Annotated in this window: 28 protein-coding genes, 1 tRNA gene and 3 riboswitches; of the genes, 25 read left to right on the top strand and 4 right to left on the bottom strand. The window is 52.8% G+C overall.

Annotated features, from left to right (window positions below; translation table 11 throughout):
- Positions 1-3: 3 nt before the first annotated feature.
- Positions 4-76: transfer RNA gene (locus FGQ86_RS00770), tRNA-Gly, on the bottom strand.
- Between the two features lie 148 nt (positions 77-224).
- On the opposite strand from FGQ86_RS00770, the gene FGQ86_RS00765 reads away from it, so the two are divergent.
- The 10 genes from FGQ86_RS00765 (at position 225) to FGQ86_RS00720 (ending at position 7,842) form a co-directional block, all read left to right on the top strand.
- Complete coding sequence (locus FGQ86_RS00765; protein WP_033126621.1) at positions 225-1,511, top strand: homoserine dehydrogenase; 1,287 nt, start codon at positions 225-227, stop codon at positions 1,509-1,511.
- 135 nt (positions 1,512-1,646) lie between these two features.
- Positions 1,647-1,747: riboswitch (THF riboswitch) on the top strand.
- Between the two features lie 66 nt (positions 1,748-1,813).
- Complete coding sequence (locus tag FGQ86_RS00760) at positions 1,814-2,377, top strand: folate family ECF transporter S component (RefSeq protein WP_033126620.1); 564 nt, start codon at positions 1,814-1,816, stop codon at positions 2,375-2,377.
- Positions 2,378-2,392: 15 nt separating this feature from the next.
- Positions 2,393-2,824: a MarR family transcriptional regulator gene (locus FGQ86_RS00755; RefSeq protein ID WP_033126619.1), complete on the top strand. Its 432-nt coding sequence runs from the start codon at positions 2,393-2,395 to the stop codon at positions 2,822-2,824.
- 134 nt (positions 2,825-2,958) lie between these two features.
- Positions 2,959-3,555 (top strand): DUF3793 family protein, encoded by a 597-nt coding sequence (locus tag FGQ86_RS00750; RefSeq protein ID WP_033126618.1) that lies wholly within the window; start codon positions 2,959-2,961, stop codon positions 3,553-3,555.
- A 34-nt stretch (positions 3,556-3,589) separates the two neighbouring features.
- Positions 3,590-4,024 carry a flavodoxin gene (locus FGQ86_RS00745; RefSeq protein WP_138302731.1) on the top strand — a complete coding sequence of 145 codons (435 nt, stop codon included), beginning with the start codon at positions 3,590-3,592 and terminating at the stop codon, positions 4,022-4,024.
- A 36-nt stretch (positions 4,025-4,060) separates the two neighbouring features.
- Entirely contained in the window at positions 4,061-4,342 is a 282-nt protein-coding gene (locus FGQ86_RS00740) for a DUF2325 domain-containing protein (RefSeq protein WP_033126616.1), read from the top strand.
- A 190-nt stretch (positions 4,343-4,532) separates the two neighbouring features.
- Complete coding sequence (thyA, locus tag FGQ86_RS00735; RefSeq protein ID WP_033126641.1) at positions 4,533-5,381, top strand: thymidylate synthase; 849 nt, start codon at positions 4,533-4,535, stop codon at positions 5,379-5,381.
- 27 nt (positions 5,382-5,408) lie between these two features.
- The gene (locus FGQ86_RS00730) at positions 5,409-5,909 is read left to right on the top strand and encodes a dihydrofolate reductase (protein WP_138302730.1); all 501 of its coding nucleotides are present in this window, start codon (positions 5,409-5,411) and stop codon (positions 5,907-5,909) included.
- Positions 5,906-7,117 carry a glycosyltransferase family 4 protein gene (locus FGQ86_RS00725; protein WP_138302729.1) on the top strand — a complete coding sequence of 404 codons (1,212 nt, stop codon included), beginning with the start codon at positions 5,906-5,908 and terminating at the stop codon, positions 7,115-7,117. Before FGQ86_RS00730 ends, FGQ86_RS00725 begins: the two co-directional genes overlap by 4 nt.
- A gap of 41 nt (positions 7,118-7,158) precedes the next feature.
- The gene (locus tag FGQ86_RS00720) at positions 7,159-7,842 is read left to right on the top strand and encodes a PHP domain-containing protein (protein WP_138302728.1); all 684 of its coding nucleotides are present in this window, start codon (positions 7,159-7,161) and stop codon (positions 7,840-7,842) included.
- A gap of 39 nt (positions 7,843-7,881) precedes the next feature.
- Here FGQ86_RS00720 and FGQ86_RS00715 read toward each other — a convergent pair whose 3' ends face one another.
- Positions 7,882-8,265: a hypothetical protein gene (locus tag FGQ86_RS00715; protein ID WP_138302727.1), complete on the bottom strand. Its 384-nt coding sequence runs from the start codon at positions 8,263-8,265 to the stop codon at positions 7,882-7,884.
- 598 nt (positions 8,266-8,863) lie between these two features.
- Between FGQ86_RS00715 and ilvB the strand changes: the two genes are divergently transcribed.
- The 3 genes from ilvB (at position 8,864) to FGQ86_RS00700 (ending at position 12,293) form a co-directional block, all read left to right on the top strand.
- On the top strand, positions 8,864-10,585 hold the full coding sequence (gene ilvB / locus FGQ86_RS00710; RefSeq protein WP_138302726.1) for a biosynthetic-type acetolactate synthase large subunit: 1,722 nt from the start codon (positions 8,864-8,866) through the stop codon (positions 10,583-10,585).
- A gap of 16 nt (positions 10,586-10,601) precedes the next feature.
- Complete coding sequence (gene ilvN, locus FGQ86_RS00705) at positions 10,602-11,111, top strand: acetolactate synthase small subunit (protein WP_033126610.1); 510 nt, start codon at positions 10,602-10,604, stop codon at positions 11,109-11,111.
- Between the two features lie 156 nt (positions 11,112-11,267).
- On the top strand, positions 11,268-12,293 hold the full coding sequence (locus tag FGQ86_RS00700) for a branched-chain amino acid aminotransferase (protein WP_033126609.1): 1,026 nt from the start codon (positions 11,268-11,270) through the stop codon (positions 12,291-12,293).
- A 91-nt stretch (positions 12,294-12,384) separates the two neighbouring features.
- Here FGQ86_RS00700 and FGQ86_RS00695 read toward each other — a convergent pair whose 3' ends face one another.
- Entirely contained in the window at positions 12,385-13,230 is an 846-nt protein-coding gene (locus FGQ86_RS00695) for an ABC transporter permease subunit (RefSeq protein WP_033126608.1), read from the bottom strand.
- Entirely contained in the window at positions 13,224-13,964 is a 741-nt protein-coding gene (locus tag FGQ86_RS00690) for an ABC transporter ATP-binding protein (protein ID WP_033126607.1), read from the bottom strand. Before FGQ86_RS00690 ends, FGQ86_RS00695 begins: the two co-directional genes overlap by 7 nt.
- Positions 13,965-14,160: 196 nt before the next feature.
- On the opposite strand from FGQ86_RS00690, the gene FGQ86_RS00685 reads away from it, so the two are divergent.
- The 12 genes from FGQ86_RS00685 to glp all read left to right on the top strand — a co-directional run bounded on the left by FGQ86_RS00685 (position 14,161) and on the right by glp (position 25,247).
- Positions 14,161-14,628 carry a hypothetical protein gene (locus FGQ86_RS00685; RefSeq protein ID WP_033126606.1) on the top strand — a complete coding sequence of 156 codons (468 nt, stop codon included), beginning with the start codon at positions 14,161-14,163 and terminating at the stop codon, positions 14,626-14,628.
- A 74-nt stretch (positions 14,629-14,702) separates the two neighbouring features.
- Positions 14,703-14,834, top strand: a riboswitch (molybdenum cofactor riboswitch).
- A 44-nt stretch (positions 14,835-14,878) separates the two neighbouring features.
- Positions 14,879-15,358 carry a 4Fe-4S dicluster domain-containing protein gene (locus FGQ86_RS00680; RefSeq protein WP_033126605.1) on the top strand — a complete coding sequence of 160 codons (480 nt, stop codon included), beginning with the start codon at positions 14,879-14,881 and terminating at the stop codon, positions 15,356-15,358.
- Positions 15,355-17,157, top strand: coding sequence for an aldehyde ferredoxin oxidoreductase family protein (locus tag FGQ86_RS00675; RefSeq protein WP_138302725.1), 1,803 nt, complete (start codon positions 15,355-15,357; stop codon positions 17,155-17,157). Before FGQ86_RS00680 ends, FGQ86_RS00675 begins: the two co-directional genes overlap by 4 nt.
- A gap of 48 nt (positions 17,158-17,205) precedes the next feature.
- Positions 17,206-17,481 carry a MoaD family protein gene (locus FGQ86_RS00670; RefSeq protein WP_138302724.1) on the top strand — a complete coding sequence of 92 codons (276 nt, stop codon included), beginning with the start codon at positions 17,206-17,208 and terminating at the stop codon, positions 17,479-17,481.
- Positions 17,482-17,501: 20 nt separating this feature from the next.
- Positions 17,502-17,972 (top strand): NADH-quinone oxidoreductase subunit NuoE, encoded by a 471-nt coding sequence (gene nuoE, locus FGQ86_RS00665; protein ID WP_033126602.1) that lies wholly within the window; start codon positions 17,502-17,504, stop codon positions 17,970-17,972.
- A gap of 4 nt (positions 17,973-17,976) precedes the next feature.
- Entirely contained in the window at positions 17,977-19,779 is a 1,803-nt protein-coding gene (locus FGQ86_RS00660) for an NADH-ubiquinone oxidoreductase-F iron-sulfur binding region domain-containing protein (protein WP_138302723.1), read from the top strand.
- Entirely contained in the window at positions 19,776-20,522 is a 747-nt protein-coding gene (locus FGQ86_RS00655) for a 2Fe-2S iron-sulfur cluster-binding protein (protein ID WP_138302722.1), read from the top strand. Before FGQ86_RS00660 ends, FGQ86_RS00655 begins: the two co-directional genes overlap by 4 nt.
- Positions 20,523-20,562: 40 nt before the next feature.
- A complete protein-coding gene (moaA, locus tag FGQ86_RS00650) occupies positions 20,563-21,540 on the top strand; it encodes a GTP 3',8-cyclase MoaA (protein WP_138302721.1) in 978 nt (325 codons plus the stop codon).
- Positions 21,541-21,608: 68 nt separating this feature from the next.
- A riboswitch (molybdenum cofactor riboswitch) is annotated at positions 21,609-21,730 on the top strand.
- Between the two features lie 94 nt (positions 21,731-21,824).
- Positions 21,825-22,727 carry a substrate-binding domain-containing protein gene (locus FGQ86_RS00645; RefSeq protein WP_033126597.1) on the top strand — a complete coding sequence of 301 codons (903 nt, stop codon included), beginning with the start codon at positions 21,825-21,827 and terminating at the stop codon, positions 22,725-22,727.
- 16 nt (positions 22,728-22,743) lie between these two features.
- Positions 22,744-23,427, top strand: a complete 684-nt coding sequence (locus tag FGQ86_RS00640; protein WP_138302720.1) for an ABC transporter permease — start codon at positions 22,744-22,746, stop codon at positions 23,425-23,427.
- Positions 23,414-24,085 (top strand): ABC transporter ATP-binding protein, encoded by a 672-nt coding sequence (locus FGQ86_RS00635; protein WP_081958080.1) that lies wholly within the window; start codon positions 23,414-23,416, stop codon positions 24,083-24,085. Before FGQ86_RS00640 ends, FGQ86_RS00635 begins: the two co-directional genes overlap by 14 nt.
- On the top strand, positions 24,015-25,247 hold the full coding sequence (gene glp, locus FGQ86_RS00630; protein WP_138302719.1) for a gephyrin-like molybdotransferase Glp: 1,233 nt from the start codon (positions 24,015-24,017) through the stop codon (positions 25,245-25,247). Before FGQ86_RS00635 ends, glp begins: the two co-directional genes overlap by 71 nt.
- Positions 25,248-25,257: the final 10 nt, after the last annotated feature.

Raw genomic sequence — 25,257 nt, 5'->3', positions numbered from 1 at the left:
GAGAGCGACAGACGGGGCTCGAACCCGCGACCCCGACCTTGGCAAGGTCGTACTCTACCAACTGAGCCACTGTCGCATTTCTGATTTGTTTTCCTCAGAACAAAAAATAATATACTATACATTTGCACGGATGTCAACAACATTTTTAAAAAATTATTTTTCTGGAGCACGGGGGCAAATTATGCTATACTTTACCCCATGATACTGAAGAAGGGAGAAAAGGCATGAAGACACAAAAGACAATCAGAGCGGCGCTCCTCGGATGTGGAACAGTGGGAGGCGGCGTGTACAAGCTCCTTGACAGAAGAAAAGAGGAACTGGCGGACAAGGCGGGAGCCTCTCTCGAGATAAGCGCTGTGCTTGTCCACAATGTAAATAAAAAGCGGGAGGGCGTGGACCCGTCCCTGCTGACGGACGATTTTGAGAGGATTGCGAACGACCCTTCCATTGACATCGTGATCGAGGTCATGGGAGGCATAGAGCCAGCAAGGACCATGATCCTGCGCTCTCTGCGGGCGGGGAAGAATGTGGTGACGGCAAACAAGGATCTGATCGCTGTGCATGGAAGCGAGCTGCTGAGCGCAGCCAGGGAAAACAAAGTGGATCTTCTGTTTGAGGCGGCTGTGGCCGGGGGTATCCCCATCATCAGGCCCTTAAAGCAGTGCCTGGCCGGCAACGAGCTCTCCGATGTGGTGGGCATCGTCAACGGCACGACGAACTATATCCTGACCAAGATGTTTGAGGAGAACATGGACTTTGACGCGGCACTTGAGAAGGCCAAGGAGCTGGGCTACGCGGAGGCGGACCCCACGGCGGACATCGAAGGGCTGGACGCGGGGCGGAAGGTGGCAATCCTGGCATCCACAGCCTTCCACTCTCCGGTGGTCTTTGACGATGTGTACACAGAGGGGATTACAAAAATATCCTCCAGCGATATAAAATACGCCAAGGAATTTGACTGTGTGATCAAGCTCCTGGGTATTGCCAGGGAGAGGCAGGAGCAGATCGAGGCCTATGTGTGCCCCATGCTGCTCCCGGCGGACCATCCCCTGGCCACGGTCAGAGGCTCCTTCAACGCGGTCTTTGTCCACGGCGACGCGGTGGACGACGTCATGTTCTACGGGCGGGGAGCAGGGGAGTTCCCCACGGCCAGCGCAGTGGTGGGGGATGTCATCGACGTGATGCGGAATATGGAGTACGGCTGCACGGGAAGGATCGGCTGCGGCTGCTACCGCTCTGTGCCGGTGAAGCAGTTCCGGGATGTGAAAAACAAGTTTTTCATCCGCATGCAGGTGATCAACCGCCCCGGTGTGCTGGCGGCCATTGCCGGTGAGCTTGGCAGGCACAAGGTGAGCATCTCCAAGGTGGTGCAGAAGGTGATCACAAAGGGAAGCGCGGAGCTGGTCATCGTTACCGAGGACGTGAAGGAGTACCACATGAGCGAGGCCCTGGAGGATCTGAAAGAGCTGGAGCCTGTGCAGGAGATCAGCAGCGTGATCCGAAGCTACTAGATTTCGGGGCAGGATTGCAGGACAGGCTTTCGAGACAGGCCTCTGCGATCAGCTTATTAAGACAATCTTTCCCCGCGGCATTGCCCTGGCGGGGAAAGTGTGCTACAATGACCCAGTAAACAATCAAACAGACGAAGCAGAGTAGGAAGATGTGCGTTAAGTGCCGGATGGACGGGGAGTTGCCAGCTGGACGAAAAGCAAGAGTGCTTGCGGTGCATGTTCCGCATCCCGCTGCTACACATAGACAGAAATACCTGCTTATGGGTAGCTTTAAGGACTACTTCGAAAGGAGGTATTTTTTTATGAAAAAAATGAGACAGCTGTTTGCGGACTCTCTTGGGGAGCTGCAGGATGTGAGGAAGCTCTCGGTTATGGCCATGATGCTGGCCCTGGCAGTGGTCCTCGGCTTTTACGCCACTGTGCAGGTGGGGGATTTCCTGAAGATCGGCTTTGCCTTTATCCCAAATGAGCTGACCGGCATGCTGTTCGGACCGGCGGCAGGGGGGCTTCTGGCGGCTCTGGCTGATATCGTGAAATATCTGGTAAAGCCGGTGGGAGCGTTTTTCCCCGGGTTTACAGTGAGCGCTCTCCTGGGCGGCGTGATCTACGGAGCAGTGCTCTACAAGCGCCCACTCAGCCTGAAGAGAGTCATTGTGGCAAACGCATTGGTGACGGTATTTGTCAATCTGCTCCTCAACACCTACTGGCTCACTGTGCTCTACGGCAATGCCTTTGGAGCGCTCCTGCCGGCCAGGATGCTGAAGGAGGCCATTCTTCTGCCCATAGACATTCTGCTCTACTATACGATTGCCAGAGTGCTGGGGCGGGCCAGAGTGTTCCACAGTCTGCAGGGAGCGGCCAAATAGAGAAAGGGTGATCACATGCAGGAAAAACTCCCCCTTGGTTTTCTGTTCAAGCAGATCAACAATGTATACGAAAAAGAGGTCAACAACAGCCTGCGCACGCTGGGCATCACGGCGTCCCAGTGTGCGGTGCTGGACTATCTGTTCCACAGCCGGAAAGAGGAGATCAACCAGAAGGATGTGGAGCGGGCCCTCAGCCTCAAAAACCCCACGGTGACAGGGCTTTTGAAGCGGCTGGACGAGAAGGGGTATATCCTGATCGTTCCCAGCACAAAGGATAAGCGGTGCAAAAATATTTACCTGACTGAGAAGGCCTACGACATCCGCAGGCGGATGGAGGCAGACCGGAAAAAGGTGGACAAGAGGCTGACCATCGGTATGACAAAAAAGGAAGTGCAGGCATTGCGGAAAATGCTGGACAAGGTGCTGTACAATGTGGCTGATCCCTGACGGGATGGGCCACTTTTTTTATTGTGCGGAACAGTGTTGATAAAACTTATCGATACAGATATTGAAAGCCATTTTCATTTATGATATATTAATAAAAGCAAATGATAATCAATTTCAAAATATTGGAGGAACCTATGCCGGTTGAAGTGATCTCATATCTTCTGTCCGAACGGGACCGGGAGCAAAGACTCCGGTCACAGCTTGTATTACAGTGTGCCCCCTTCCTGAAGGGGATCAAGGCCGCCGCCATCACCAATCTTCCCTCCCAGGCGGGAGAGATGCTTGAGAAGGTGCTGGCCGGGACAGGGATATCCTACAGAGTGCTGGCCGTAAGAAAGAAAAGATGCCTTGTATTCCTGTACAGAAGGATCACCTTTGAGCGGCATATAAGCCGCCGGGAAAATGTGGAATTTCTGGCGGGTTTCGGCTACACCGAGGGCTCCGCCGAAGAAATGCTGGAGAGACTGGCGGACAGGATCGGCATGTATGCCAGCCGGGAGCTGGTCTTTCCCCATGAGATCGGCGTTTTCCTGGACTACCCTCTGGCCGATGTGGAAGGGTTTATCCGGAATGCTGGGAGAGATTATCTGCTGTCAGGCTACTGGAAGGTGTACCATGATCCGGACGGGGCGAGAGAGCTGTTCCGGGCCTATGACAGGGCCAGGGACTGCGCTGTGAGAGAGCTTCTCCAGGGAAAAGGGATGAGTGAGATCGCCGTCCGGGCAGCCTGACAATTTCTGAAAAGGCAAGGAGGATACAGAAACTATGAGCATAGCAGTTGTATATTGGAGTGGAACCGGAAATACACAGGCCATGGCAGAGGCGGTTGCAAAGGGCATCGCGAAAGGCGGGGCGGAGGCGGAGCTTCTCCCTGTGGGCCAGGCGGATCCGGCAAAGATCGCCGCCGGAGATGTATTTGCCCTGGGCTGCCCATCCATGGGCGCGGAGGAGCTGGAGGAGTCCGAGATGGAGCCCTTCGTGCAGGCCCTGGAGGGCATGGCTTCCGGAAAGAGGATCCTTCTCTTTGGATCCTACGGATGGGGCGACGGAGAGTGGATGCGCACCTGGGAGGACAGGATGAAGGGAGCCGGAGCTGCGCTCATCGGCGGACAGGGCGTGATCGCCAACGAGGCGCCTGACGAGGAGGCCCTGGACGCCTGCGAGAAGGCCGGGGAGGCTCTGGCGAAAGCAGCCAAGTAGCAGGCAGCAGACAGCCCGGAAGAAAGGAGAGCGGACATGAGCGTTGTCATCATAGGCGGAAACGAGCGGATGGAATGTCAGTACAAGGAAATCTGCAGAAAGTATAAATGTAAGGCAAAGGTATTTACGAGGATGGCCGGCAATCTGAAGACACAGATCGGACAGCCGGATCTGATCATCCTTTTTACATCCACTGTGGCCCACAAGATGGTCCACTGCGCACTCAGGGAAGCGGAGCGCCATGACGTGCGGGTGGAGCGATCCCACAGCAGCAGCGCCAGTGCGCTGGACGGAATTCTCAGGGAGTGCTGCGGTTAGCACAAACGGGAGGAGGGAAGCCGGGAAACCAGGCTTCCCTCTTTTTTCTCGTCTGCAGAAACCGAAGGGGAGCTGCTGTCAGTGGTTGAAGAAGAGGCCCTGAACTGCTATAATACTCATAGTGTCCGCAAAAAATGTCTGCGGCCGGAACAGGCAGCCAGACAGCGTGCGGAGGATAACGGAGGAGAATATGAGTTACGCAGATCAAGTATTTATCCATATGTGCCGGGATATCATAGACAACGGCACCAGCACGGAGGGGGAGAAGGTGCGCCCTGTGTGGGAGGACGGCACCCCCGCCTACACCATCAAGAAGTTTGGGGTGGTGAACAGGTACGACCTGTCAAAGGAATTTCCGGCCCTGACCCTGCGCCGGACGGCTATTAAGAGCTGTACGGACGAGCTTTTATGGATCTGGCAGAGAAAATCCAACAATATCCACGATCTCCACTCCCACATCTGGGACAGCTGGGCGGATGAGAACGGCTCCATCGGGAAGGCCTACGGCTATCAGATGCAGGTAAAGCACCAGTATAAGGAGGGGATGATGGATCAGGTGGACCGGGTCATCTACGACCTGAAGAACAATCCCTACAGCAGGCGCATCATGACCAATATGTACGTGCACCAGGATCTCCACGAGATGGGGCTTTATCCCTGCGCCTACAGCATGACCTTCAATGTGACCAAGGAGAAGGACAGCGACAGGCTCACCCTGAACGGCATCCTGAACCAGCGCTCCCAGGACGTGCTGACGGCAAACAACTGGAATGTGTGCCAGTACGCGGTGCTGCTCCACATGCTGGCCCAGGTGTGCGACATGAAGGCAGGGGAGCTGGTCCACGTGATCGCGGACGCCCACATCTACGACAGGCACATCCCCATGGTGGAGGAGCTGATCGCCAGGGAGCCGTTAGCGGCCCCACGGTTCTGGCTCAACCCGGAGGTGAAGGACTTCTATGACTTCACGCCGGATGATGTGAAGCTCATCGACTACAATACCCATGAGCAGATCAGGAACATACCGGTAGCCATATAAAACAGGGGAGAAAATAAGGAGGATGCTATGAATTTGATCGTAAACGCAGATAAGAACTGGGCCATCGGCAAGGACAACAGGCTTCTTGTCAGTATTCCCCAGGATATGAAATTTTTCCGTGAGACCACCACGGGAAAAGTGGTGGTTATGGGGAGAAAGACGCTGGAGAGCTTCCCTGGCGGACAGCCCCTGAAGAAGAGGACCAACATCGTGCTCACCTCAGACCCGAACTACCAGGCGGGGGAGGCTGTCATCGTCCACTCCATGGAGGAGCTCATGGAGGAGCTGAGAAAATATCCCCGGGAGGACATCTTTGTCATCGGAGGGGAGAGCATTTACAGGAGCCTGCTCCCCTGGTGCAGGACGGCCTATGTGACGCGGACAGATCACGCCTACGACGCGGACACCTGGTTCCCGGACCTGGACGCGGACCCGGAGTGGAAGATGACAAAGACAAGCGATGAGCAGACCTATTTTGATCTGGAATATTATTTCACTGTCTATGAAAGGATTGCCGGGGGAAAATGAGGATTTTGAGCATTACCGCGCAGAAGCCGGACAGCACCGGAAGCGGCGTCTACCTCACGGAGGTGGTGAGGGAGTTCTCCAGGCAGGGGCATGAGCAGGCAGTCCTGGCCGGGGTGTACCGGGAGGACGAGGTACGCCTCCCCGCAGGTGTGGACTTTTTCCCTGTCTTTTTCCACTCGGAGGAGCTGCCCTTTGCCATTCCCGGGATGTCCGACAGGATGCCCTACGAGAGCACGGTCTACAGCGCCATGGATGAGGGGATGACAGAGACCTACATGAAGACTTTCCGCAGAAAGATCCGGGAGGCGGTGGAAAGCTTTCAGCCGGACCTGATCCTCTGCCATCACCTGTACCTTGTGACAGCCCTTACAAGGGACTGCGTGAGGGAGATTCCTGTCTTTGGCTTCTGCCACAATACGGACCTGCGGCAGATGAGAAAGCACGATCTCCAGCGAGAGTTTATCTGCAGCCGCATCGGGAAGCTGGATGGCATTTTTGCCCTCCACCAGGAGCAGAAAAAGGAGATCCTGAAGGTGTACCCAGTGGAGGAGAGCCGGGTGCGCATTGCCGGGACAGGATACAATGACCGGATTTTCTTCCGGAAGGGGGAAAAGCCGGCGGCGGATCCTGTGCGCCTTGTCTTTGCGGGAAAGGTGAGCCAGGAGAAGGGAGTGGCAAGCCTGCTTTGCAGCCTGGGGCGGGTGAAGGCGGAGGGCAAAGGGCTGCAGCTTACCCTGGCCGGGGGAAACGGGGACGAGCGGGAGATGGAGCGCATCCGCTCTCTGGCGGACGCCTGCCCCTGGCCTGTCGCATTTACCGGCAGGCTTCCCCAGGAGAAGCTGGCGGATGTGTACAATGAGAGCCATATTTTTGTGCTGCCCTCCTTCTATGAGGGACTTCCCCTGACGGTCATGGAGGCGCTTGCCTGCGGCTGTCAGGTGGTGGTCACGGACCTGCCGGGTATACGCCCCTTTATGGAGACCTACGTGCCCCACGCGCCTGTCTTCTATGTAAAGCCGCCCCGGATGAGGAACACGGATCAGCCCTTTGAGGAGGATCTGCCGGCCTTTGAAAGAGAGCTGGCGGAGAAGATAGAGGTATGCGCCGGGCGCGTCCGGGACGGCCATATGCTCTGTCCGGACCTGGCACGGATATCATGGAAGGCGGTCTGCGGCAGGATACTGGAAGCGGTAAAAAGTGCGGGATAGAAGCCGGGGAGAAGGACGAAGCAGAGAAGAGGAGGACGGGTATGTTTATCGACCTGCATATGCACGAGATGCGCAATTCCGGCGACAGTTTCCTTCCGTTGGAGGAAATCGTTGAGATTGCAAAGGAAAAAGGATTGGATGCTATCTGTATTACCGACCATGACAACATGGATATACGGGAATTTGCCCGGGAGTATTCGGAGAAGACGGGCTTTCCCATATTTGTGGGGATTGAGTTTTATTCCCTCCAGGGGGACATCATTGCCTTCGGTGTCAGGGAGTATCCCAGGGAGAGGATCAGCGCCCAGGCGTTTATCAACCTTGTGAGGGAGCAGGGAGGCGTCTGCTACAGCGCCCACCCCTTCCGCAACAACAGAAGGGGGATGGAGGAGCATCTGGACGAGGTGACCGGGCTGTCCGGCATTGAGGTGCTTAACGGCAGCACCCACCGGGAGGCCTGCCTGACTGCGGCGGCCTATGCGAAGAAGCTGAACCTGATACCGGTGGGGGCCAGCGACTGCCACGTGCCGGAGAAGGTGGGAGTCTGCGCCACCTATTTTCCCATGGAGATACGGTCCGAGGAGGATTTGGTGAGGGCCTTTAAGACCGGGGGCATGAAGCCGGCCTACTACGAGGACGGCGCCTACCACATTGTGGACATCGACGCGCCGGAGTCAGAGTTTCCGGATGAAGTATGGATGAAAAAAAGCGCCCGGCCATTGTGAACATGGCCGGGCGTTCATACCTGTTTTCCTGATCAGGGATCAGTTCTCTTTTCTTGCAATTCCGTAGATGGCTGCGCCAAGCACCAGCGCGATGCAGTCAGCGATGCTGAAGCTGTCCTGTGTGATCTGAAGATAGCTCAGTGAGACCAGTCCGAGCACGGCGAATACAAGACCGAGTGCTCTGCATACGCTGTAGACGCCCTTTATACATGCGGCGCCGCAGATAATTGCCAGGATAGCGACGGCATAGGCCAGTACCACTACCAGAGCTTCCTGGGCCTCATGTCCCGGCAGCAGTCCGCTGACAGCTCCGGTCAGGGCCAGCGTGCCCAGAATGGCATATACGATACCAAAAAGCAGGGCCACTGCGCCGAAAATCTTCAGGGTTCCGGAATTAGAATATTTATTGTTGCTTTGACTCATCTTATGTTCTCCTTTCCTAAAAAGTCTGTACGGCCAGTCCTGGAACCTGCACTGTAGCAACAGAACAGGTGTCCGAAAAACTCCCATATTGTAACACGAAAAATTTGCGGGCGCAACAGTGGTATGTCTGATTTCGATCAAAATGTGTGCAGGCCCGATAAAAAGGATAAAAAAGTCAGTTGACAATTGACAGGAATATCAACTATAATAATAAAAATTATCTGAATAAATGCAGTGACAAGGAGGAGTACATAGGTACCGGAAGCGCAGAGAGGAGATGGGTGGTGTAAATCTCCGTGATGGATGTATGGAAGTAGCCTTCGAGCAGTGGACCGAACCCGGGCAGCAGGATCTGTTGAGCAATGCGGATCGTATTTGAGCCTGGCAGTAGACTCCAACGGCATTCCCCCGTTACGGGAAACGGTATCGGAGCGCCCGCCGCATATGAGTGTGCAGAAGCTCCCGTACTGGCAGAGAGCAGAGACAAAGGAGCTCTGAATTTAGGTGGTAACACGGATGGATATTCGCCCTAAGCTAAAGGCTTAGGGCTTTTTTATTCCGTGTCCCGTATGAATAGTAGTTATTAAGGAGGTAAGGTATGAAAAAGATTTCTGGAAACAAACTGCTTGTAAAAGCGCTGAAGGAGGAGGGAGTAGACACCATCTTCGGCTATCCCGGCGCCTGTACCATTGACATCAGCGATGAACTCTACAAACAGGACTACACAAAGGTGATCCTGCCCCGCCAGGAGGTGGCTCTCGTACACGAGGCAGACGCCTACGCCCGGTCCACGGGAAAGGTGGGCGTGTGCCTGGTGACAAGCGGCCCCGGGGCCACGAACCTGGTGACAGGACTTGCCACGGCAAACTATGACAGCGTTCCCCTTGTGTGCTTTACAGGCCAGGTGGCCAGGCACCTTATAGGAAATGACGCCTTCCAGGAGGTGGACATTGTGGGGATCACAAGGAGCATCACAAAGTACGGCGTCACGGTGCGCAACAGGGAGGACTTGGGAAGAATTATCAAGGAGGCCTTCTACATTGCCAGGACAGGACGCCCCGGCCCGGTGCTCATCGACCTGCCCAAGGACGTGATGGGAGAGCTGGGGAGCGCCGACTATCCCTCCGAGGTCAATATAAGAGGCTACAAGCCCAACACCCACGTACATATCGGACAGCTCAAGCGGGCGATCAAGATGCTCTCCAAAGCGGAGAAGCCTCTGTTTCTGGCAGGCGGCGGCGTGAATATCGCCCGCGCCGGGGAGGCCTTCACAGAGCTGGTGGAGAAGACCAATGTCCCCGTGGTGACTACGGTTATGGGAAGGGGAGCCCTCCCCACACAGCATCCTCTCTTTGTGGGAAACCTGGGTATGCACGGCGCCTACGCGGCCAACATGGCGGTGAACTCCTGCGACCTGCTCTTCTCCATCGGGACAAGGTTTAACGACAGGATCACAGGAAAGCTCCACTCCTTTGCACCCAAGGCCAAGATCGTCCACATTGACATCGACACCTCCGCCATCTCCAGGAATGTGCAGGTGGATATTCCCATTGTGGCCGACGCGGGAGAGGCCATCGACAAGATGCTGGAGTACGTGGAGCCATGCGAGACGAAAGAGTGGCAGGAGGAGATCAAGGGCTGGAAGGCGGAGCATCCTCTGACCATGAAGAAGAGGCCCATCATGACGCCCAAGGACATTCTGGATGTGATCAACGACATGTTTGAGGAGGCCATTGTGGTGACAGACGTGGGGCAGCATCAGATGTTCACCTCCCAGTTCCTGGAGATGACGCCGAAGAAGCAGCTCATCATGTCCGGAGGACTGGGAACCATGGGCTACGGCCTTCCAGGCGCCATCGGTGCCAAGATCGGCAATCCGGACAAGACAGTCATCTCCATCTCCGGGGACGGCGGCATGCAGATGAACATCCAGGAGCTGGCCACGGCTGTGCTGGAGGAGCTTCCTATTATAAATTGCATTTTCAACAACAGCGTGCTGGGCATGGTGCGCCAGTGGCAGAAGCTTTTCTACGGCAAGCGCTATTCCATGACCTGTCTTCGGTCCGGTGCAGCCTGCCGGGGAAAATGCGGCGAGGTGGAGTGCCCGCCCTACACGCCTGACTTTGTGAAGCTGGCAGAGAGCTACGGAGCCAAGGGTATCCGGGTGACAAAGAAGGAGGAGATCCGTCCCGCCTTCGAGGAGGCTGCAAAGAGCAAAAAGACCCCCTATATCATTGAGTTCCTCATTGACCCGGAGGATCTGGTATATCCTATGATCCAGCCCGGCGGCACACTGAAGGAAATGATCATGGACTGCTAGAAAGGAGAAGAGTAGAATGAGCAACGGAATGAAAAAAAGATGGATATCCCTTTACGTGGAGAATCAGGTAGGTGTTCTCTCGAAAATCTCAGGACTTTTCTCCGGAAAGTCCTACAACCTGGACAGCCTGACTGTGGGGACTACAGAGGATCCCACAGTGTCCAGAATGACCATCGCCACGGTCAGCGACGACGAGACCTTTGAGCAGATCAAAAAACAGCTCAACCGTCTGGTGGAGGTGATCAAGGTCATTGACTTTACAGACATTTTCGTGCGGATGAAGGAGATCCTGTACGTGAAAGTGAAAAACTGCAGCGCTGAGGATAAGGTGGAGGCTTTCCAGATCGCGGAGACCTTCAAGGCAAAGGTCATCGACTACGGGAAGGACAGCCTGCTCCTGGAGTTTGTGCAGACAGCCACCAAGAATGACGCCGTGATCAAGCTCATGAAGGAGGAGTTCAGGAGCATTGAGGTGGTGCGGGGAGGAAGCGTCGGCATCGAGTCCATCAGCATGATGGAGAGGTAGCATTTTCCGGGGTGTCCGGAGCCCGCAGAGCGGACTCTGAAATTGATTGCAAAAAAACAGAGCGCACTCTTGAATTTTGTTAATGACCGTACTATAATGAGAAAAGATCAAGAAGATAACCATTGACCAATAAAATACAGAACGGGGGAATTATCCATGGAAAAAAAGAATATCGACTGGTCTAATCTCGGATTTGCCTACATGCAGACCGATAAGAGATACGTTTCCAACTACAAGGATGGAGCCTGGGATGAAGGTACACTGACATCCGACGCGAATATTGTGCTCAACGAATGTGCCTGCGTCCTCCAGTATGCGCAGACATGCTTTGAGGGACTGAAGGCTTACACAACGGAGGACGGACATATCGTTACTTTCCGCCCGGATCTGAACGCACAGAGGATGGCATCCTCCGCAAAGAGGCTGGAGATGCCGGTATTTCCGGAGGATCGCTTTGTTGAGGCTGTCCACAAGGTAGTGGAGGCAAATGCAGCCTATGTTCCGCCCTACGGATCAGGCGCTACCTTATACATCCGTCCCTACATGTTCGGTTCCAACTCTGTCATTGGCGTAAAGCCGGCAGAGGAGTATCAGTTCCGCGTGTTCACCACACCGGTAGGACCCTACTTCAAAGGCGGCGCAAAGCCCATCACCATCCGTGTATGTGACTACGACAGAGCAGCTCCCCACGGAACAGGCCATGTAAAGGCCGGCCTGAACTATGCCATGAGCCTGTACGCTATTGTTGACGCTCACGAGAAGGGCTTTGACGAGAACATGTATCTTGACTCAGCCACAAGGACCAAGGTGGAGGAGACCGGCGGAGCCAACTTCCTCTTCGTGACAAAGGACAACACAGTTGTCACACCAAAGTCTCCCACAATCCTGCCTTCTATCACAAGACGTTCACTCCTCTATGTGGCAGAGCACTACCTGGGACTGAAGACAGAGGAGAGGGAGGTCTATATGGACGAGGTCAAGGATTTTGCAGAGTGCGGTCTGTGCGGCACAGCGGCAGTTATCTCACCGGTTGGAAAGATCGTGGACCACGACAGGGAGATCTGCTTCCCCAGCGGTATGGAGAAGATGGGACCGGTCATCCAGAAGCTGTACGACACACTGACAGGCATCCAGATGGGCCACATCGAGGCTCCGGAGGGATGGATCCACAAGATCTGCTAACAGAGCTGACAGAAAGACACTGTGAGGATACAAGATCCCCGCAGTGTCTTTTTTTGGTGGTGCGCCCGGCAGGCATTGAACGGCTGTCCCGCTATTTGATATCCCTTTTCCGGAAGCTGGCGGCTCCCAGTACGGCAGGTACGAGAAGGAAGCAAACTCCCACCAGGGCGGCTCGCAGGAGCGTATTCCTGTCCGGATTCTGGGTGAGGGCTGTCATGCACATGTCCGGCAGGTAGTCTGACAGGGTGACTGTCCTGCCGAGAAAATGGTGGATAAGCATCTCCCCTAAGGTGACCACGAGGGAAGTGAATTCCAGAAAGCAGATGTTGGCAGCCAGAGAGCCCCCGTTTTGCCGGATCAGAAAACTGAACATGACAAAGAGGGACACGTAGGAGGCGCCCAGAAGCAGTTCCAGAGCTCCTTTCAGCAGCAGCTGGGAGGCGTAGGAGCCGGATACATCCCCAAAGCCCCACAGTGCGGTGGCGGTCATGGTGGCAGCCAGGACAAACACCAGGGTGAAGAGGACGGAGGCCAGGATGCCTACAAACAGTTTGGACAGATAGATCTTCAGTCGGCTGTAATTTCGGGAGGCGATGATCTTGACAGTCCCGTTGTTGAATTCGCTCCCGACAAAGAGCGAGATGAGGACAGCCATAAGCAGCGTGGTGTTGCCGGCGAAGAAGGTCAGCAGCTGGCCGGAGGTGCTGAGCTGGTCGTGACCTGTGGGAATGCCCTCCACGGACACATTCATGCCCGCGTCGTCCAGGGCGGCCTGCTCCTGTGTGAGCTGGGCTTCCATGGAGTCCCCGGCCAGCTTGTAGGTGAAGTCCAGCAGATAGACAGTGCCGACAGCCAGGAGGATGTTGATGAACAGCAGTATCCAGAAATACTTTGCCTTTCTCAGTTTAAAAATGTCGCTTCTTATCAAATTTAACATGCCTGTTTCCCTCCGATCCTACTTAAAAAGTAGTCTTCCAGATTAATGTCCTGGCGGCCAGTCCCCGCGCACCTGCGCCACAGATCCTCCTCTGTGAACTCCTCGATCAGCTTCCCGTGGTGGATGATGCCGTAGCGGGTGGCAAATTTGGACAGTTCTCCAAGGATGTGGCTGGATACGAGGACTGTGATGCCTTTTTCCTGGTTCAGCTTCAAGATCAGGTCCCGGACCTCCTTCATGCCCTCCGGGTCAAGGCCGTTGGTGGGCTCATCCAGGATGAGGAGCTCCGGGTCCCCTATGAGTGCGATGGCGATGGCCAGGCGCTGTTTCATGCCGAGCGAGAAGTTCCTGCACTTTTTCTTCCCCGTATGAGTCAGACCGACCAGCTCGAGCAGGTCCTCTGTGTGGGAGAAATCGTGGAGCCCCTGGAGTTTGGAGAAAGCGACGATGTTCTCCCGGGCGGTCATGCCGGGATAGAAGGCCGGCGCCTCGATGACTGTGCCGATCCTGCGGCGCCCCTCCAGGAGACTGCCGCTCCCGAAGAGCTGGATGCTGCCGTCGCTGGGGGCGGCAAGGCCGGTCACCATGCGGATGAGAGTTGTCTTTCCGGCTCCGTTTTTTCCGATAAATCCGTAGATGTCCCCCTTATATATGGTCATGGACAGATTTTCTACAACGGCTCGGTGGCCGTAGCGTTTTGTGAGGTGGTTTGTCTTTAAGATCACTTGTTCCATGTGTGTGCCTCCTTTGCAGATTTGTATTAATGTATTACTTTCGTAGTACAATAATATGACAAGGCGAATGAAATGTCAAGCATGGCTTGCCTTTTTTTTCGTATGCAGTTAAACTTAGTTCTGGATAAAGACGGCTCTGTAGAGGGCAGGCCGCCGCTAATTTAGATGGAGTTATGAAGAGGAGTGGAGTGAAAGCATGAGCAGAGAGTGCAGCGGCAGGGTAGATGCCCTATATATATTCGAGGAGAAAGGGAAACCAGGAAGGAGGATAAGAACCGCAGAAATCGTGGAAGGGAAAGGTGTCAGAGGAGATTTCCACTTTGAAGATGTGGATGCTCCAGTGAGCATAGCTGCGGTCAGCGCTGGAGAATGGATGTTGCGACAGAGCGTGCAGGGACTGTGCTTCAGACGTTTTAAGGCCAATATGTGGATTGATATTCCCAAGGACGAACTGGGAACGATCAAAAAAGGGATGCAACTGGTATGTAAGGGAATAGTTCTTGAGATCAAAAAAGGGAAGGGAAGATGCTTTGCAGAATGTGAGAGAGTGAAGCGGGGCCTGCCCTGTCTGCTCCGGGAAGGGTGCTGGTATGCCGTGAGTGTATCAGGTGGGAGCATTTGCGAGGGTGAGCGAGTAAAAATACGTCAAAAAAATAACGAATAGAACTATAAATTATTAGAAAAAAAGAAATAAAATATAGAATAATCAGGTGATTTGTATTATAATGAATAAAAGAAACATGATATAAACTCCGAGTCCAGTGCTTCCGACGTGTGCGTGCCGATTTGTTTACGGGAAGGCGGGACCAATGGGTAGTCTTGGGAACGAGGCTGCCTGCCTGATTGCGAAGGAGCCATTATTATATCGGAAGATATGATAATGGATTTTTTTATGTAAAGGAGGTTGGAACGGAATGGGAAAACAATTAATGATCAAGCCTGAAAAATGTATCGGATGCAGAACCTGTGAACTGGTCTGTTCGTTTGGTCATGACCAGGCGTTCAATCCGAGAAATGCCAATGTGACAGTCATGGCATACGAAGAAGCGGCGATCAATATTCCTGTTATGTGCCTGCAGTGTGAAGAACCCTGCTGTCTGGAGATATGCCCAGTGGGAGCGATCAGCAGAGATGAAATTGGTGCAGTTGTCATGGACCATACAAAATGTATCGGATGTAAGATGTGCATGAATGCCTGTCCGCTGGGGAATATCAGCTTCAATAAGGAAAAAAAGCAGGTACATAAATGTGATCTGTGCGGTGGTGAACCCAAATGCGCAAAATTCTGTCCGACCGGAGCGATCACTTATGAGGACCCGGATGAAGGAATGGATAGAAAACGCGCTGTGGCCGACCGATTTAAAGACGTATTCGGAGAGGAGGCAAAGGCATGATGAACGGATATATGGGACAAATCATTCGTGTTGATCTTTCGTCAGGAACAATTCGCAAAGAGCCCCTGAATATGCAGTCTGCAAAGGATTTCGTGGGAGCCAGAGGGCTGGGGACCAAATATTTCTGTGATGAGGTGGATCCGAATGTGGATCCACTGGGGCCGGACAATAACTTAATATTTATGACAGGACCGCTGACCGGCACGGCGGCAGCTTGCAGCGGAAGATTCGAAGTGGTGGCAAAAGCACCACTGACCGGGACTATTGGAGCAGCTAACTCCGGCGGACATTTTGGGCCGGAACTGAAGTATGCTGGATACGACGGCATTATTTTTGAAGGGGTAAGCGATCATCCGGTGTATCTCTACATTAATGATGATGAAGTGGAACTGCGGGATGCCTCCAATCTGTGGGGCAGAACTGTCTATGAAACGACAGACGAATTGAACCGGATCTGTGGGCAGTCTTTCCGTGTATCCTGTATCGGACCTACCGGTGAGAATCTCTGCTTGTATGCCGGCGTTATGAATGACAAACACCGGGCAGCAGGGCGGGGTGGCCTGGGTGCCGTGATGGGAAGTAAGAAGCTGAAAGCAGTAGCTGTAAAGGGAACGAAATCCATCTATGTGGCAAGACCGGAGAAGTTTCTGGAGGCTATTGAGAATGCGAGAACGATTCTGAAGGCACACCCGGTAACAGGGACAGGACTGGCAGCCTATGGTACGGAGATACTGGTAAATATTATCAATGAGAGCGGCGGACTTCCGCTCCGTAATGGAAGAGATGGTGCTGTATATGATAAGGCGGATAATATTTCCGGCGAGACACTGACAGAAAAGTATCTGATCAGGAACAAGGGATGTTTCGGCTGCTGTATTGGCTGTGGCCGTGTGGTCGATATCCCAAACGGTCCCTTCAAGTCCAGAGGAGAGGGGCCGGAATATGAGGCGGGATGGTCCTTTGGCGCAGACTGTGGCATTGATGATCTGGAGGCTGTCTGCAAGGCAAACTTTATCTGTAACGAATATGGCTTCGATCCCATCACTCTTGGTGCGACCATTGCATGTGCTATGGAATTATTTGAGGCAGGGTACATAACAGAGGAAGATACGGGCGGTATTCCGGTGCGTTTCGGAGATGCGGCGACTATGGTAAAACTGGCGGAAATGACAGGCAAGAACGAGGGATTCGGGAAGCAGCTGGCAATGGGTTCATACCGGCTGGCGGAAAAGTATGGACATCCAGAGCTATCAATGTCCGTGAAAAAGCAGGAGATGCCGGCTTACGACGGCCGCGCCCTGCAAGGGATCGGACTGGAATATGCTACATCCAATCGGGGCGGCTGCCATGTGCGTGGATATATGACCTCCCCGGAAGTCCTGGGTCTGCCTGTGAAGATGGATCCGCTGGTAACCGAAGGGAAGGCATCCATGCTAAAGACATTTCAGGATCTAACGGCTCTTATCGACTCAGCAGGCGTGTGCCTGTTCACATCCTTTGCACTGGGATTGCCGGAAATCGCCTCCCAGTACCGGGAGGCAGTAGGCAGCGATGAGAGCGATGCAGATATTCTTCTGAAAGGCGAGAGAATCTGGAACTTGGAGAAGAAATTTAACATTGCGGCAGGCGTGGAGAAGGATACGCTTCCGCCAAGACTTTTAAGAGAACAGCTGACTGATGGGCCTGCGAAGGGAAAAGTCAATGAACTGCATATTATGCTACAGGAGTACTATCAGGTGAGAGGCTGGGATACAGAAGGAACCCCCACACCGGAGAAGGACAGGGAACTTGGATTATAAAGACAATATGGAAGGCAGGCGGCTGTGTCCGCCTGCCGGGAGTAAGAGATGACAGTGAAATTTTTTGCCTACCTCAGAGAATATACAAAATGTAAGGCGGTGGATTTTCCTTATCAGGAGGATGTCCGGAAACTGACGATTGCCTTAAGCGAGACCTACGGGGACAGACTGCGCGAAAAGCTGCTGACACCGGACGGAACGGAGCTCGGACAAGAAATCATTATCTTGGTAAACGGACGGCATGTGGAGCATCTTGGAGGGATTGCCACAAGGCTGTCCCCGACAGATACAGTGTCTATATTCCCTGTGGTGGCTGGCGGATAACAACAAGGTGGTGAAAGACGATGGAAGTATCCGAGAAAAGGATTGGGGAGATCATTCATTCCTATCAGCCAGACCAAAGGTATGCCCTTGCGATCATGCAGGATATGCAGCGGGAATTTCAGTATGTGCCCCGGGAGGGGATGGAGGCACTTGCGGGAGAACTTGGCTGCCCCGTGGCTTCACTCTATGCCATGGCGACCTTTTACAAAGCACTAAGTCTTGTGCCGAAGGGAAAACATATCATCAAATGCTGTGACGGGACAGCCTGTCATATCCGAGGTGCAACTACGCTGATCGATGGGATTCAAAGAGAGCTTAAGATTGGCCCGGGGGAAACAACGCAGGACGGTATGTTCTCATTGGAAACAGTCAACTGTCTTGGGTCTTGCGCACTGGCGCCGGTTCTGGTAGTGGATGACGTCTACTATGGAAAAGTTACATTGGAGAAACTCAAAGAAATACTCCAGGCAGTCAGGGAAGGCGGTGCTTAGTAGTATGAGAAAACAGATTTTGATCTGCTGCGGTACCGGGTGCCGTGCAAATGGCAGTATGTATTTAGTAGAAACCTTCCGGGAGGAGATAGGACATAAGCAGGCAGACGTGGATGTGATTCCGCAGATTAAGACAACGGGGTGTAATGGATTCTGTGAAAATGGGCCGATTGTAAAGATCATGCCAGACAACCTGGTCTACTACAGAGTAAAGCCAAAGGATGTGTCGGAGATTTTGGAGAAAAGCGTGCTGGGCGACCAGGAGATTCCCCGCCTTATGTATAAGGATAATGAGGGAAACCGGGTGCGCTCTCAGGAAGAGAATCCATTCTATGCTCACCAGCAGAAGCTGACTTTGCGCCATATCGGGAAGATCGATCCGGAAAATATTGACGACTATCTGGAACAGGGCGGCTATGAGGCGCTCAGAAAAGCTCTGCAGATGACGCCTGATGAAGTGATCGCAGAAGTGGAGGAGTCGGGGCTTCGCGGACGCGGCGGTGCCGGGTTCCCGACAGGGAGGAAATGGAGGACAGCAGCCTCCTACGACATTTTTCCGAAGTATGTGTCGTGCAACGGTGATGAGGGAGATCCGGGAGCTTTCATGGACCGGTCCATTCTGGAGGGAGATCCCCATGCAGTAATCGAGGGACTTGCCATCGCGGCTATCGCCATTGGAGCAGAGGAGGGATTTTTCTACATACGTGATGAGTATGATCTGGCGGTCAAGCATGTGAGAAAGGCCCTGGAAGACGCAGAGGCGAGGGGAATCATCGGTGACTCTGTCATGGGTACGTCAAAGAAACTTCACATGTCCGTGGTCCGTGGTGGCGGTGCCTTTGTCTGCGGGGAATCCACTGCGCTGATGGCCTCGATTGAAGGAAGGGTCGGTGAACCACGGGCAAAATATATACGCTCCGTCCAGAAAGGACTTTGGAATCAGCCTACAGTTCTGAACAATGTGGAGACGTTGGCCAATATCCCCCTGATCATCCGGGACGGCGGGAAAAAATTCGCGCAGATTGGCACGGAGACGAGTACAGGGACTAAGGTGTTTGCACTTGTGGGTAAAGTAAAAAGGACCGGCCTTGTGGAGGTGCCTATGGGCGCATCTCTCAGGCATCTGATCTTTGACATCGGTGGCGGCATCATTGGCGACAGGCCTTTTAAAGCGGTACAGACAGGTGGACCTTCCGGAGGCTGTATTCCAGAGAGTATGCTGGACCTGAGAGTGGATTTTGACTCTTTGGCAAAGTACGGCGCCATGATGGGATCCGGCGGCATGATTGTCATGGATGACAGAAGCTGCATGGTAGAAGTGGCCAGATACTATACAAATTTTCTTTGTGAGGAGAGCTGCGGGAAGTGTACGCCCTGTAGGGAGGGCCTTCGGCGTATGCTGGAAATCTTGACAGATATCTGCGAGGGCAGGGGAAGAGAAGGAGACATTGAACTGTTGGAGCGGATTGGCCATGCGGTGCAGGACTCTTCCCTCTGCAGCCTGGGAAAGAGTGCACCCAACCCAATACTCACAACGATCAAGTATTTCAGGGATGAGTATGAGGCTCATATCCGGGAAAAGAGATGTCCGGCGGGCGTCTGCAAGAATCTGACCCGGTTCGAGATTGATGGAGAAAAATGTATCGGCTGCGACATGTGTGCGAAAGGATGTCCGGTGGGAGCAATCAGCGGAGACAAAAAAATGCCTCATAAGATCGACTTTTCGAAATGCATTTCCTGCGGAAGCTGCAGAGAAGCATGCAGATTCGATGCGGTAAAAGCAGTGGGAAGGAGGCAGGAAGCATGATAGAGATCACCATTAACGGGAAAACATGTATCTGCGAAAAAGGAGAGTATCTTCTGGATGTAGCGAGGCGGAACGGGTTTTACATTCCCACACTTTGCCATCACCCCGCAATTCCCGGACAGGCCTGTTGCAGAGTCTGTCTTGTGGAAGTTGTGGAAAAAGGCAGGAGCAAGATCGTAGTGTCCTGTGTGTATCCGGTGGAACGTCCCTGCGAGGTCTATACCGACAGTGAACGGGTGAAGGAAGACAGGGCGGTGGTGCTCATGCTACTCAAGGAGAGGGCGCCGGAAAGTGATTTGATCGATGTGCTGTGTAGCGCTTACGGCGCGGCGGATGGTAGCAGGTTTATACAGATTGACGGAGAAAAGTGTATCATGTGCGGCCTTTGTGTAGGAGCCTGCGCAAAGATGGGGACGGGAGCAATTTCAACAGTGCTGCGGGGGACTTCAAAGAAGATTTCCACGCCCTACGATGAGCCGTCCAAAGATTGTGTGGGCTGCTTAAGTTGTGTCAGTATTTGTCCCACTGATGCCATTTCTTATAAAGATGACGGGCAGACGCGGGAGGTATGGGGACGGACCTTTGAAATCGCCCATTGCCGTAAGTGCGGCGCTCCTATCGGGACAAAAGAGGAGCTGGAGCTTGTAGCTAAAAGAGCAGGGGAAGAGACGGAAGAACTATGTCCGGAATGCCGGAAGAAAAAAATGACAGATACAATGGCACATACCTATGGAATTGTGTAAAATAGAGATATGATTTAAGGAGGAGAAAGTATACCGGCTCATGAAAGACCAATACGGAAGACAGATAAATTACATGAGGGTATCGGTCACGGATCGTTGCAACCTTCGTTGCATATACTGTATGCCTGAGGAGGGCATTAAGCAGGTGTCCCATCAGGATATCCTCACCTATGATGAAATCGTGCAGATCGTAAATGCAGCAGCAGAAGTCGGAATCACCAGAATCAAACTGACAGGGGGGGAACCCCTTGTCAGGAAGAACCTGGCCGGACTTGTCGAAGCTTTAAGAGCAGTTCCGGGAATCGAGGAAGTAACAGTTACAACAAACGGAGTCCTTTTAAAAGAACAGATCGGGAAGCTGGCAAAAGCTGGGATCAGTGCCGTTAATATCAGTGTGGATTCACTGGATCCGGACATGTATGCGTCCATAGCGAGAAAGGATGCGCTGGCTGCGGTTTTGGAAGGCATGGAGGCTGCAGTGTCCTGCCCTGGACTGAAAGTAAAGATCAATTGTGTTCCACTTAAGGGGCTGAACGAGGAAGAGTGGGTCAGGCTGGCGCAGATAGCCAGAGAAAGACCAATCGATGTGCGGTTTATCGAGATGATGCCGATGGGGCTTGGAAGAGATTTTCAGGGGAGCTCCCAGAAAGAAGTATTAGAGCGACTGCGGGAGACCTTTGGCCCCGAACAGTACCTTGACGGAAATTTTGGAAATGGCCCTGCCACATATGTACACTTTAACGGGTTTGCGGGAAAGATTGGTTTTATCAGCGCCCTTTCCCACAAGTTTTGCTCTGAATGCAACCGGATTCGTATGACGGCAGAAGGTTTTTTAAAGCCCTGTCTCCAATATGCGTCCGGAGAGGATTTAAGAGAGATGATACGGAACGGTGCTTCGGAGGAAGAACTGATCCGGGCGATAAATAGGACTATTTATTACAAACCAGCATGCCATCATTTTGAAGTGGACGATTCAGCGGAATTCGAGCATAAAAAGATGTTTCGGATCGGTGGATAGGAGTCAAGAATAAATAAGGAGGGTAGAATAAGAGATGGCAGCTTGAAGGCAATATATACAATTTTATATAGTTTGCAGGAATTCGAGCCTGTATGCCTAAAGTCAACGGGGACCAGGGCAGCAGGCCAATGGGTATCTTTTGAAAAGAGGATGCCTTCCGTATTTGAAAAGAACATCCGCAAAAAGAACAGGTTATTTTTGTGTGGTCTTCTTTTTCAGAGACCATTTTCTTTTGTGAAAATGGAACAATTTTAGAAATACCTGACTGAAAAGGAGGAGATTTTATGAAGAGGTTAATAGCAGCTTTTCTTGTGACAGTGATGTGCATCGGGCTGACAGCCTGCGGCGGGCAGTCAGAGGAGCCTGCGGAAAGTGAAGGAACAGATGCTCAGAGCGAGGAGCAGACGGAAGAGACAGCGCCCGAAGACAAGGGTACGCTGATGATGGCAACTACCACCAGCACAGAGGATACCGGCCTTCTGGACTATCTCCAGCCTCTGTTTAAGGAGGACACGGGATGGGATCTGGAGTGGACGGCCGTCGGAACTGGTGAGGCTCTTGCTATGGGCGAGAACGGGGACGTGGATATTGTTTTGGTACATGCGAAATCCAGCGAGGAAGAATTTGTGGCAGAGGGATATGGGGTTGAGAGGTTCCCTGTGATGTATAATGACTTTATCGTGGTAGGCCCTTCTGAGCCCATCGAAAAGACAGAGGATATCAATGCAGTATTTACACAGATTGTCAATGACCAACTCCCGTTTGTTTCCAGAGGCGATGACTCCGGTACAGATAAGAAGGAGAAAGGAATCTGGGAAGAGTTGGGGATCGATCCGACGACAGATCCAAATTATGTGGAATCCGGACAGGGAATGGGAGCTACTATCACCATGGCGGACGAGCAGCAGGCATACTGCCTGACAGATCGTGGTACATGGCTGAAGCAGAGCCAGGACGCAACGCTGGATTACCAGCTGGATATTATCTGTGAGGGGGATGACAGCCTGCTGAACCAGTACGGTGTGATCGCTGTCAATCCGGAAAAGTATCCGGAAGTCAACAAGGAAGGCGCGGATGACTTTATCGAATGGATCTGTTCTGACAAAGTACAGGAATTGATCGGTGAATACGGGGTCGAAGAGTATGGACAGGCACTGTTTACACCGAATGCGGGGACAGACGCATAAAAGGAGGAAGTGAAGGATGCTGGAGTGGCTGAAAAGCGTTGTTTCTGACCCGGATATACTGAGTGCTGTGAGAGTAACGTTTACCATGGCAGTCTGCTCCACCGGTATTGCTTCCATATTGGGAATCATATTTGGTCTTTTGCTGGAACGTTTCCAGTTCCCGGGTAAAAAGATTATGATCCGATTTAACCGCACGCTTATGGGTTCACCGCCTGTGGTAGTCGGTTTGATCGTATATCTGTTACTGATGCGCAGGGGGCCTCTTGGCTCTCTGTCGCTTTTATTTACGATACAAGGAATGGTGATTGCCCAGACGCTGATCATCACCCCGATCATCTGTGGCATGATCTACTCCTACCTCAGAAGATCAGCCCCTTCCATCCGTGAGTTTGCGGTGACTATGGGAGCAACAAGGTGGCAGACGACCGGGCTTATTATCCGGGAGCTGAGAAGAGAAATCTATTTTTGCATGGTGACCGGGTTCGGTCGCTCCATTAGTGAGGTAGGGGCCGTCATGCTCGTGGGAGGTAACATCAGAGGCCGGACCCGGACCATGACGACAACGATTTCCCTTCTGAAAAGCCAGGGAATCTTTACAGAAGGTGTGGCGCTGGGCATATTGCTTCTTGTAATGGCTTTTATCCTTCAGTGGATTTGCGACATATTGCAGAGAGAGGAAAGTGAAAATGAAAATTACTGACCTGGAAAAGAAAATTGGAAATTTCTGCCTTCAGATCGATCATCTTGATATAGAACCAGGTCGAATACATGGAATCATCGGACCAAATGGCTGCGGGAAAACAGTCCTTCTTAAGATTTTGGCGGGCATCTATACACCTGACAGTGGCATTATTGATTACGAAGGGATTGGCTTTCGGGAAATCACCATGCTGTCTCAGCGACCTTACCTGATGGACGCATCTGTGTACAAAAACCTCATCTATCCTTTGCAGATACGGCATATCCATCCTGATGAGAATAAGACAGATGAACTCCTTAGGAAGGCGGGGCTTCTGGGGCAGAAGAGGCAGTACGCCAGATCTCTGTCCAGCGGGGAGAGACAGAAGCTTTCATTTCTGAGGGCTGTGATCTTCCAGCCGAAACTGGTCATGATCGATGAGACATTTTCTAATTTAGATACGGAGAGTGAGACTCTTTTTATAGAGATGATCAGGGAAATACAGAAAAAGGAGCCTATCACCTGGATTATTGTGAGCCACCAGCTGGAGGCAGTGCATCAGCTATGTGAGACCATTCATTACATGGAAAAAGGAAGCGTGATAAAAAATGAAACTATTGCAGGTAGATACCGTGGCTCAGGCCAGAGAGAAATTGAAAAAGGCCATACAGGGGCTTGAAGTGAAAGTGCAGGAGCTTCCTGTGGAAGATGCCCTCGGAAAAGTAATGGCGGAGGATGTGCATGCAGAGGAGGATGTGCCAGGATTTGATCGGTCAACGGTAGATGGCTATGCTGTGAGGAGCGCCGATACATCTGGTGCATCGGAAAACCTTCCCACAATCCTGCAGGTTACCGGGGAAGTGGAGATGGGCTGTGCACCAACGCACGGCATCGGGCCGGGAGAATGTATGTATATTCCAACTGGCGGCATGCTTCCCCCGGGTGCTGATGCCGTTGTCATGGTGGAATACTGCGAACTTTTTTCAGATATGGAGATAGTAGTGTATGCATCCGTGCCTTCCGGCGGAAATATTGTCTACAGAGGTGACGACCTGCACTCCGGCAGGGTAGCCCTTGCGAAAGGGACTGTTCTGAGGCCCCAGGAAATCGGACTTTTGGCGGCACTGGGAAAACAGAGGGTCCAGGTTGTAAAGCCCTGGGAGATTACCATCATCTCCACAGGAGATGAACTGATACCGCCTGGTGGGGAAATGAACCCTGGAAAGGTGCGGGATATCAATACGTACGCCCTGCAGGCGGTTGCGAAAAAGACCGGACTAGAGGTCTGCGGCTGCCATGTACTGAAAGACGAGAGGAATCTGCTGAAAGAAACGATATGGGAAGCAATGAGGGAAAGTGATATCGTAGCGGTGTCTGGGGGGAGTTCCAAGGGGCGTAAAGATGAGACGGCATCCGTGATCGGCGAACTTGCAGATGGGGAACTTCTAACCCAGGGACTTGCCCTTAAGCCAGGAAAACCCACAATCCTGGGGTACGATGCGTCGACGGAGACAATCCTTCTGGGACTTCCGGGTCACCCTTCTGCGGCTATGATCGTGTTTCAGCTTTTGATCGGCTGGCTTTGGGAAGACAGAAGCGGTCAGAAAAAGTCCTGGCCGATTCCTGCGGAACTGACAGTGAATATCCCTGCAGCACCGGGGCGGGCTGTCTGTCAGACGGTACAGCTTGTAAGAGATGAAGATGGCAGGAGAAAGGCAGTGCCTGTGTTTGGAAGATCAGGTTTGATAAGCATCCTGACAAAAGCGGATGGATATATCATGATTCCGGAAAATCAGGAAGGCTTGAAAAAGGGAGAGACAGTGGACGTATTCCTGATTTAGAAGGAGGACG

Source organism: Clostridium sp. BSD2780061688st1 H5 (assembly GCF_005845155.1).
In the GTDB taxonomy this organism is placed as follows: Bacteria; Bacillota; Clostridia; order Lachnospirales; family Lachnospiraceae; genus Claveliimonas; species Claveliimonas intestinigallinarum.
The sequence above is the reverse complement of the archived record's forward strand: the minus strand, read 5'-3'. Positions and strand labels throughout refer to the sequence as shown.

Excerpts from the sequence above, each read along its gene's own strand:
- FGQ86_RS00765 (WP_033126621.1), top strand. The coding sequence starts at position 225 with ATGAAGACACAAAAGACAATCAGAGCGGCGCTCCTCGGATGTGGAACA.
- FGQ86_RS00760 (WP_033126620.1), top strand. The coding sequence starts at position 1,814 with ATGAAAAAAATGAGACAGCTGTTTGCGGACTCTCTTGGGGAGCTGCAG.
- FGQ86_RS00755 (WP_033126619.1), top strand. The coding sequence starts at position 2,393 with ATGCAGGAAAAACTCCCCCTTGGTTTTCTGTTCAAGCAGATCAACAAT.
- FGQ86_RS00750 (WP_033126618.1), top strand. The coding sequence starts at position 2,959 with ATGCCGGTTGAAGTGATCTCATATCTTCTGTCCGAACGGGACCGGGAG.
- FGQ86_RS00745 (WP_138302731.1), top strand. The coding sequence starts at position 3,590 with ATGAGCATAGCAGTTGTATATTGGAGTGGAACCGGAAATACACAGGCC.
- FGQ86_RS00740 (WP_033126616.1), top strand. The coding sequence starts at position 4,061 with ATGAGCGTTGTCATCATAGGCGGAAACGAGCGGATGGAATGTCAGTAC.
- thyA (WP_033126641.1), top strand. The coding sequence starts at position 4,533 with ATGAGTTACGCAGATCAAGTATTTATCCATATGTGCCGGGATATCATA.
- FGQ86_RS00730 (WP_138302730.1), top strand. The coding sequence starts at position 5,409 with ATGAATTTGATCGTAAACGCAGATAAGAACTGGGCCATCGGCAAGGAC.
- FGQ86_RS00725 (WP_138302729.1), top strand. The coding sequence starts at position 5,906 with ATGAGGATTTTGAGCATTACCGCGCAGAAGCCGGACAGCACCGGAAGC.
- FGQ86_RS00720 (WP_138302728.1), top strand. The coding sequence starts at position 7,159 with ATGTTTATCGACCTGCATATGCACGAGATGCGCAATTCCGGCGACAGT.
- FGQ86_RS00715 (WP_138302727.1), bottom strand. The coding sequence starts at position 8,265 with ATGAGTCAAAGCAACAATAAATATTCTAATTCCGGAACCCTGAAGATT.
- ilvB (WP_138302726.1), top strand. The coding sequence starts at position 8,864 with ATGAAAAAGATTTCTGGAAACAAACTGCTTGTAAAAGCGCTGAAGGAG.
- ilvN (WP_033126610.1), top strand. The coding sequence starts at position 10,602 with ATGAGCAACGGAATGAAAAAAAGATGGATATCCCTTTACGTGGAGAAT.
- FGQ86_RS00700 (WP_033126609.1), top strand. The coding sequence starts at position 11,268 with ATGGAAAAAAAGAATATCGACTGGTCTAATCTCGGATTTGCCTACATG.
- FGQ86_RS00695 (WP_033126608.1), bottom strand. The coding sequence starts at position 13,230 with ATGTTAAATTTGATAAGAAGCGACATTTTTAAACTGAGAAAGGCAAAG.
- FGQ86_RS00690 (WP_033126607.1), bottom strand. The coding sequence starts at position 13,964 with ATGGAACAAGTGATCTTAAAGACAAACCACCTCACAAAACGCTACGGC.
- FGQ86_RS00685 (WP_033126606.1), top strand. The coding sequence starts at position 14,161 with ATGAGCAGAGAGTGCAGCGGCAGGGTAGATGCCCTATATATATTCGAG.
- FGQ86_RS00680 (WP_033126605.1), top strand. The coding sequence starts at position 14,879 with ATGGGAAAACAATTAATGATCAAGCCTGAAAAATGTATCGGATGCAGA.
- FGQ86_RS00675 (WP_138302725.1), top strand. The coding sequence starts at position 15,355 with ATGATGAACGGATATATGGGACAAATCATTCGTGTTGATCTTTCGTCA.
- FGQ86_RS00670 (WP_138302724.1), top strand. The coding sequence starts at position 17,206 with ATGACAGTGAAATTTTTTGCCTACCTCAGAGAATATACAAAATGTAAG.
- nuoE (WP_033126602.1), top strand. The coding sequence starts at position 17,502 with ATGGAAGTATCCGAGAAAAGGATTGGGGAGATCATTCATTCCTATCAG.
- FGQ86_RS00660 (WP_138302723.1), top strand. The coding sequence starts at position 17,977 with ATGAGAAAACAGATTTTGATCTGCTGCGGTACCGGGTGCCGTGCAAAT.
- FGQ86_RS00655 (WP_138302722.1), top strand. The coding sequence starts at position 19,776 with ATGATAGAGATCACCATTAACGGGAAAACATGTATCTGCGAAAAAGGA.
- moaA (WP_138302721.1), top strand. The coding sequence starts at position 20,563 with ATGAAAGACCAATACGGAAGACAGATAAATTACATGAGGGTATCGGTC.
- FGQ86_RS00645 (WP_033126597.1), top strand. The coding sequence starts at position 21,825 with ATGAAGAGGTTAATAGCAGCTTTTCTTGTGACAGTGATGTGCATCGGG.
- FGQ86_RS00640 (WP_138302720.1), top strand. The coding sequence starts at position 22,744 with ATGCTGGAGTGGCTGAAAAGCGTTGTTTCTGACCCGGATATACTGAGT.
- FGQ86_RS00635 (WP_081958080.1), top strand. The coding sequence starts at position 23,414 with ATGAAAATTACTGACCTGGAAAAGAAAATTGGAAATTTCTGCCTTCAG.
- glp (WP_138302719.1), top strand. The coding sequence starts at position 24,015 with ATGAAACTATTGCAGGTAGATACCGTGGCTCAGGCCAGAGAGAAATTG.